The following is a 6,490-nucleotide window of genomic DNA, read 5'->3' as shown; positions in this document are numbered from 1 at the left end:
GCGAATATTGCGTTTCTCATATTAATGGATGTTCTCAGCATTCCGTGTTCTCCGAATAAAGAATGGAGCGTCTGAAATGTATACGGAGGAGGGGCGAAAAATAGTAACATTTTCACCCGGCTCTCCTTCAGAACGCCCGGAATTTAGCTCACACCAGTCACGCCGGCACCTTTTTAATACTACAAAATGATTGACGCGCGCCGCCATTCAGGGTAGATACTGGTTGCAGAGTATTCAGCATCCAAACCTGATAGGATATCCCCATCATGCCCGAGCCCGCAGGGTCGAACAAAGAGATCATCGCAATAAAGGTAAGGTTTAACCTCACCCGGCAGTCGTTTTCCGGGTTACTCGTCGCCTACTTCGATCTCTACAAGATCAATCTCCTGGCGCATTTTTCCCTGATCATCGAGGGGGAAGACCTGGCCTCGACGAGCCTGGCGATGCCGCATGACCAGCTCGTCGAGGCGATCAAGAACGGGGCGACCCGTTACCCCGTGGCCGGCGAGATGAATTCGAAGGTGAAAAGCAGGCTCAACAGCTCGGTCACCAAGACGTACATGGAAACCCTGTTGAACCATATCAAGTCCAAGGATATAGGATCCGCGGAAAACATGATCAAGCGCACGATCGAGGCGGTCCTCTCGACGGACCGGATCGAGTCCGTTCTCGAGTTCGAGCTTTTGAATTACGGGGAATTCGCGCAGCTGAGTGTCGACGAGCGCTCGGAAAAGCTCACCATGAGCGACAAGATCAGGATCGTCATGCCCTACGCGGAAAACCAGGCGGAGCTCGCCGAGAAGATCATCAGGGAGAATATCCAGGATATCGTGCTTGTCCGCGTGTCCTTCCTGGCCGAGAGCGATGTCTACGGATCGGTGCTCATCACCTGCGGCGCCGTGAACGGAAAGATCCACGGTCTCCTCCTCGCCGCGGGCAGCGACCGAGGGCTCGCGGATATCGATGTTTCGCTCTCGCTTATCGACTACTACTCGGGCATGCTCGGGCTGCTCGCGCACCCGAAACTGGATAAAACGATATCGCCGAAAATCGATGCCCTTTTACGGAAGATTGATTCCGGGATCATGCTGGAAGCGATCTCCCGCACCGACACCGTGGGGGTGGTAACGATAGTATCGGACCTCCTGAAAACGCTCACCGGACGCGGAGCAAGTGTGCAGGCGCGCTGCGAGAAAATCAATTCCCTCAAGATGACGCTCCTCCTGAACCAGGATAAGGAAAAGAAGGAGGAGAAAGCCCCTGCGCCCAAGGACGATGTCGTATCGGGGCTCAGGGTCGTCGACGCGAGCCTCATCGTCTCGCCAGGGAAGGGGAAGAGCATATCGAGCCTTAAATCGGGCGACTGGGTGCAGGTGCTCCTCAATCCCGCCAACCCGCTCTCGATGAAGATACTCAAGAGCCTTAACCTTATCGAGGGCAACAAACCGAAACCGATCGGCACGAAGGTGCACACGATAAAGCGCACGCCCAAGATCGGTTATACCATCTATGTGCAGGTGGCCGAAGGGGTGTTGGGGAAGACGATCGAGGAGCAGGACGTGCGGGTAAAAACGGGGGACCCGGTCGTGGAGCAGGCGGAGGAAAAATCGAGCGGGAGCCTCCTGATCGGCCTGATCGCGGGCATTGTCGTGCTGACGGTGGTTTTAATCGTTCTTGCGCTCAAGAAATGATTTGCCGGGAAATATTTGATTTGACAGGTGAAACGTGATATATAGGGTTAAAACTTTTTCAGGAGAAGGCTATGGCCTACAAGATCACAACAGATTGCACCATGTGCGGGACCTGCGCTGACGAGTGCCCCACCTCCGCCATCAAAGAAGGAAAAAATACGTACGTGATTGACAAGGAAACATGTACGGAATGCGGAACATGCGTGGATGCGTGCCCCGCGGAAGCGATCGTAGAAGAATAAAACCGATCAGGATGGCTCCGGCCATCCTGAATCATTTCTGGGGCAGGGATACCCGGTGAAACGCGTACTGCTCGTTATACTCATCGGCATCTTTACGGTTACCGGGCCGCCGGGCATCCCGGAAGGCGTTAGCGAAGTCGCGGGCGCCAGCGAAAGTTTCAGGAAGATCGAAGACCTTTATATAAGGTGGAACCGGGGCTGGTTCGGAAGCGGGCACTATTATGAGCGAAAGCTTCATGCCGCACTCCTGGAATACCTTGGGCTGCCGCTTGAAACGGGAGGGGACTATTTGTTGATTTATCCCGAAACCGTGGAGCAGAATGTGTACGTATGCCGCCTGAATTTCGGCGGCTGGTGCATCATTCGCGGGGAGCTGGCGGCGGATTCGCTCAAGGCTGTTACCGGAGACAAACCCGGTGCGCTCCGCTCCTGGTGGAGGAGCGGGCGGATGTGTTCCTTATCGGGAACACTCAAGCGCTTCTCGCTCGAGCGGGGGAATCCCGCGAGGGTGACGCTCTACATGGATGGCCTCACGATCCGTGAGAGGGCGCAGGGTAAGTAGCAGGATATTTGCTTCAAAGAGAGGCTGGCTATGTGCGGAATTATCGGGTACGTGGGGATGCGGCCGGCGGCCGAGATCATCATAAACGGACTCAAGCGCCTTGAATACCGGGGATACGATTCGGCGGGTATCGCGCTCGTCAACAACGATATGTTCGTGGGCAAGCGCGAAGGCAAGATCGCCGAGCTGGAACAGGTCCTGGACTTCCCTTCCCTCGCGGGGTACGCGACGGGAATCGGGCACACGCGCTGGGCGACGCATGGTGTCCCTTCGGATACCAACGCGCACCCGCACACCTCCTGCGACGGCCGGATCGCAATGGCGCACAACGGAATTATCGAGAATTACCAGTCCATCAAGAAGATGCTCCTGGTAAAAGGCCATAAAATTGTGAGCGAGACGGACACCGAGGTGCTGGTCCATCTCATAGAATACTACTACCAGTCCAACACGCTCATCGACTCGGTCATGCTCGCCCTGCAGAAGGTGGAGGGCACGTTCGGTATTGCGGTCGTTTCCAGGGACGAGCCGGGGGTCATCATCGCGGCACGGCGAGGAAGCCCGCTCATCCTGGGGCTGGGTGAGAATGAAATGATCGTCGCTTCGGACGCGAGCGCCATCGTGGAGCATACGAGAAAGGTAATCTACATAGACGACAACGAAATGGTCGAGATAAGGAAAGACCATTTCCGCTCCTACGACCTTAAAAAAAACGTGAAATCCAAGAAGATCGAGGACATCGACTGGGATATAAAGCTCATCGAAAAGCAGGGTTACGATCACTTCATGCTCAAAGAGATTTTCGAGCAGCCCGATACCATCCTGGACTCGTTCAGGGGCCGCGTTCTGCCACAGGAAGGCAATGTGCGATTGGACGGACTGCGCCTGTCGACGGAAGAGCTGAACGGCATTGAGCGAATAATTTTCATCGCATGCGGTACCTCGTGGCACGCGGGCCTTGTGGGAGAATACCTCATCGAGGAATATGCGCGCATCCCCGTCGAGGTTGAGTACGCGTCGGAATTCCGCTACCGCAAACCCATCTTAAAGAAGGGCGACCTGGTCATTGTGATCAGCCAGTCGGGCGAAACGGCGGATACCCTGGCGGCGTTGCGCGAGGCCAGGACGCGGGGGGTCAAGGTGCTGGGCGTGACGAACGTGGTGGGAAGCACCATCGCGCGCGAGAGCGACGGCGGCGTCTATATTCACGCCGGCCCCGAGATAGGCGTCGCTTCGACGAAAGCGTTCACCTCCCAGATCACGGTGCTCATTCTCATCACCCTCCTGCTTGCGAGAAGGAAGGACCTGACCCCGGAGGCGGGGCGCGAGCTCTTAACCGAACTCATGAGAATTCCCGACCAGGTCCGCTCCATACTGGAAAATGATGACGCGATCGTGGCCATCGCCCGGCGCTACAAGGACGTGAAGAACTTCCTGTACCTGGGGCGCGGAATTCATTTTCCCGTGGCCCTCGAGGGGGCGCTCAAGCTCAAGGAGATTTCCTACGTGCATGCGGAAGGGTATCCCGCCGCCGAGATGAAGCACGGTCCCATCGCCCTCATCGATGAGAATATGCCGGTGGTCTTCATTGCGATCAGGGACGAGGTGTACGAGAAAATCCTGAGCAACATGCAGGAGGTGAAGGCGCGTAACGGGAAAATCATCGCTATCGCGACCGAGGGCGATGAGGACATAGGGATGGTCGCGGATCATGTGATCCGTATCCCCAGGGTGAGCCGCATATTTTCACCGCTGCTGACGGTAGTTCCGCTGCAGCTGCTCGCGTATCATATTGCCGTGCTCAAGGGGTGCGACGTCGACCAGCCCCGGAACCTGGCGAAAAGCGTGACGGTCGAATAGCGCACGGAATATCCCGGGTTCCAATCGCCCCTGCAAGGGGATTTTGACTCCTTCAACGCAATGCGTCGTTTTTTTGGCCCGCTTCCGGAGATAATGATTGACATGAACCCCCGCCCGTTATTTATATTTAATCACAATCGGGTCCATCGACGCCCCGATACCGGGTTTTTTGAAGCGCGAAGCCACGCGGCGGGGAACATGTGCGTGCAGGGTAATTTTAAGCGGGGAGAAACGGAATGATAGTAATTGAGAGCATTGACCATATAGGGATAAGCGTCTCGAACCTTGAAAAATCGATCGAGTTCTATAAAGAGCTGTTCGATTTCGAGGTGATCGAGAAAATCAGCAGTTCAAAGCAGGCCTATATCAAGGTCGGCGAGATCGTAATAGGCCTGTTCGAGGTTGACGGTTACAAGAATCAGAAAAACACCAAGAATCATGTCAGCTTTTATGTCGACGAACAGGATTTCGAGGACGCCTTCGAAGAAATAAAGGACATGGAGATACCCATTGTTTTCGGCCCCGAAAACATTCGCAACGGGAAATCCCTGGTGTTTCTGGACCCCGACGAAAACCAGATCGAAATATGCTATCCGCGCATGCAGCCGTAGGCTGTCCGCTCCAAAATCCGCGAGGCGTCCTTTGAATTCGAATCGCGGCAACGGGAGGTTCGTGCGCTCATGACCGCTTCTCTTGCAGAAATTTTACGTACCGCCCGGGTCGTCCCCGTCGCGGTGTTCGAGGACCTGAACGCCGCGCTCGAAACCGCTGCGGTGCTCGTACGGGGTTCGCTCCCCGTGATCGAGATTACCTTGCGCACGAAGGCGGCGCTCGATTGCATCCGCGCCGTCTCGGATAAATTTCCCGATCTCCAGACGGGAGCCGGGAGCGTTCTTTCGGTCGAGGCGCTCGATGACGCGCATAAGGCCGGTGCGCGTTTCGCGGTGGCCCCCTGTCTCGATCCGGATGTCGTGCGTCATGCGCGGGAGATCGGGATTCCCTTCGTTCCCGGTGTGGCCACGCCTTCCGAGCTGAATTGCGCGCTCAAGCTGGGCTGTGAAATTATCAAGATATTTCCCGCCGAGGACCTGGGGGGGCCCGCCTATATCAACGCGCTCACGGCGCCCTTCAAGCTCAAAGAATTTTCGCTCATTCCCACGGGCGGAATCAACGAGAAAAATATCGGCGGATACTTTTCAATTCCACGGGTCATCGCGTGCGGGGCGAGCTACGTCGTGGACAGCCGCCTGGTGGAGAAGGGCGATTTCGCGTCCCTGGCGGACCGCGTCAGGAGCATCTCCTCCGGGCTCCGGGCCCTCGGCTGATGCCGGGCATGCCTTCACGCCGGGAGAGCGCACGGGTATGAAACGGATCGCACACGGGCAGGCCGGGCAACGCGGGCGCACCGGGACGCACGGTGAAGGAACAGGCAGTATCGGCCCCCGAAGCCGTCGCGGTATAGTCCCTCTCTACCCACGCATGACGATATCACCCCCGATGGAATGATTTTTACCATGGATTTTCTCTCCCTGCTGCGCCGCGCGCGCGACACGCGCGACTCGCTTTTCGGCGATCCCCTCACCGACTGCTTCCGGCTGTTTCACGCGGGAAAGGACGGCCTGGACGGACTCACCATCGATCTTTATGGGAATTATCTGCTGGTGCAGATATTCTACGGCGAGGTGTGGGACCGATGGCCTTCCCTGCGCAGCGTGCTGGATTCCTGGATCCCGGAACTGGGGGTGCCCGTTCGGGGCGTTTTGGTGAAAGACAGGCGCAGGCCGGAAAATCCCCGCGATCCCATGCCCTATGAAAGTCAACTCGTGGCGGGTGAGATGCCGCCAGCGGACCTCACGGTGCGTCAGGGCGGCGTACTGTGCCTCGTGGACCTCCGGAAGGGACAGAACACGGGGCTCTTCCTCGACATGCGCGAGGTGCGCGAAAAACTGATTCCCTATTACCCGGGGATATCGTACCTGTTGAACCTTTTCTGCTACACCGGCATGTTTTCCGTCCACGCGATCCGGGGAGGGGCGGCCGGGGCGACGAACGTGGACCTCTCCAGGCCCGCGCTCGCGCGCGCGCGGGCGAACTACGCAGCGAACGGTATCGGGTACGATGACCGGGATTTTATC

General features: G+C 57.1%; 7 protein-coding genes. All 7 read left to right on the top strand.

Going from position 1 to position 6,490, the window contains the following annotated elements; genetic code table 11:
* Positions 1 to 266 precede the first annotated feature (266 nt).
* On the top strand, positions 267 to 1,691 hold the full coding sequence (locus tag EPN93_16720; GenBank protein ID TAL31925.1) for a hypothetical protein: 1,425 nt from the start codon (positions 267 to 269) through the stop codon (positions 1,689 to 1,691).
* Between the two features lie 71 nt (positions 1,692 to 1,762).
* Positions 1,763 to 1,933 (top strand): 4Fe-4S dicluster domain-containing protein, encoded by a 171-nt coding sequence (locus EPN93_16715; protein ID TAL31924.1) that lies wholly within the window; start codon positions 1,763 to 1,765, stop codon positions 1,931 to 1,933.
* A 55-nt stretch (positions 1,934 to 1,988) separates the two neighbouring features.
* Positions 1,989 to 2,495 (top strand): hypothetical protein, encoded by a 507-nt coding sequence (locus tag EPN93_16710; protein TAL31923.1) that lies wholly within the window; start codon positions 1,989 to 1,991, stop codon positions 2,493 to 2,495.
* A gap of 30 nt (positions 2,496 to 2,525) precedes the next feature.
* A complete protein-coding gene (glmS, locus tag EPN93_16705) occupies positions 2,526 to 4,355 on the top strand; it encodes a glutamine--fructose-6-phosphate transaminase (isomerizing) (GenBank protein ID TAL31922.1) in 1,830 nt (609 codons plus the stop codon).
* A gap of 236 nt (positions 4,356 to 4,591) precedes the next feature.
* Positions 4,592 to 4,966 (top strand): VOC family protein, encoded by a 375-nt coding sequence (locus EPN93_16700; GenBank protein TAL31921.1) that lies wholly within the window; start codon positions 4,592 to 4,594, stop codon positions 4,964 to 4,966.
* Between the two features lie 69 nt (positions 4,967 to 5,035).
* Positions 5,036 to 5,680, top strand: coding sequence for a bifunctional 4-hydroxy-2-oxoglutarate aldolase/2-dehydro-3-deoxy-phosphogluconate aldolase (gene eda, locus EPN93_16695; protein ID TAL31920.1), 645 nt, complete (start codon positions 5,036 to 5,038; stop codon positions 5,678 to 5,680).
* 177 nt (positions 5,681 to 5,857) lie between these two features.
* Positions 5,858 to 6,490 (top strand): hypothetical protein (locus EPN93_16690; protein ID TAL31919.1); only part of this gene is annotated, 633 nt, incomplete at its 3' end.

Source organism: Spirochaetota bacterium (genome assembly GCA_004297825.1).
In the GTDB taxonomy this organism is placed as follows: Bacteria; Spirochaetota; UBA4802; order UBA4802; family UBA5368; genus FW300-bin19.
Note: the sequence above shows the minus strand (reverse complement) of the source record. Positions and strands in the feature narration are given on the sequence as shown.

Excerpts from the sequence above, each read along its gene's own strand:
- EPN93_16715 (TAL31924.1), top strand. The coding sequence starts at position 1,763 with ATGGCCTACAAGATCACAACAGATTGCACCATGTGCGGGACCTGCGCT.
- glmS (TAL31922.1), top strand. The coding sequence starts at position 2,526 with ATGTGCGGAATTATCGGGTACGTGGGGATGCGGCCGGCGGCCGAGATC.
- EPN93_16720 (TAL31925.1), top strand. The coding sequence starts at position 267 with ATGCCCGAGCCCGCAGGGTCGAACAAAGAGATCATCGCAATAAAGGTA.
- eda (TAL31920.1), top strand. The coding sequence starts at position 5,036 with ATGACCGCTTCTCTTGCAGAAATTTTACGTACCGCCCGGGTCGTCCCC.
- EPN93_16700 (TAL31921.1), top strand. The coding sequence starts at position 4,592 with ATGATAGTAATTGAGAGCATTGACCATATAGGGATAAGCGTCTCGAAC.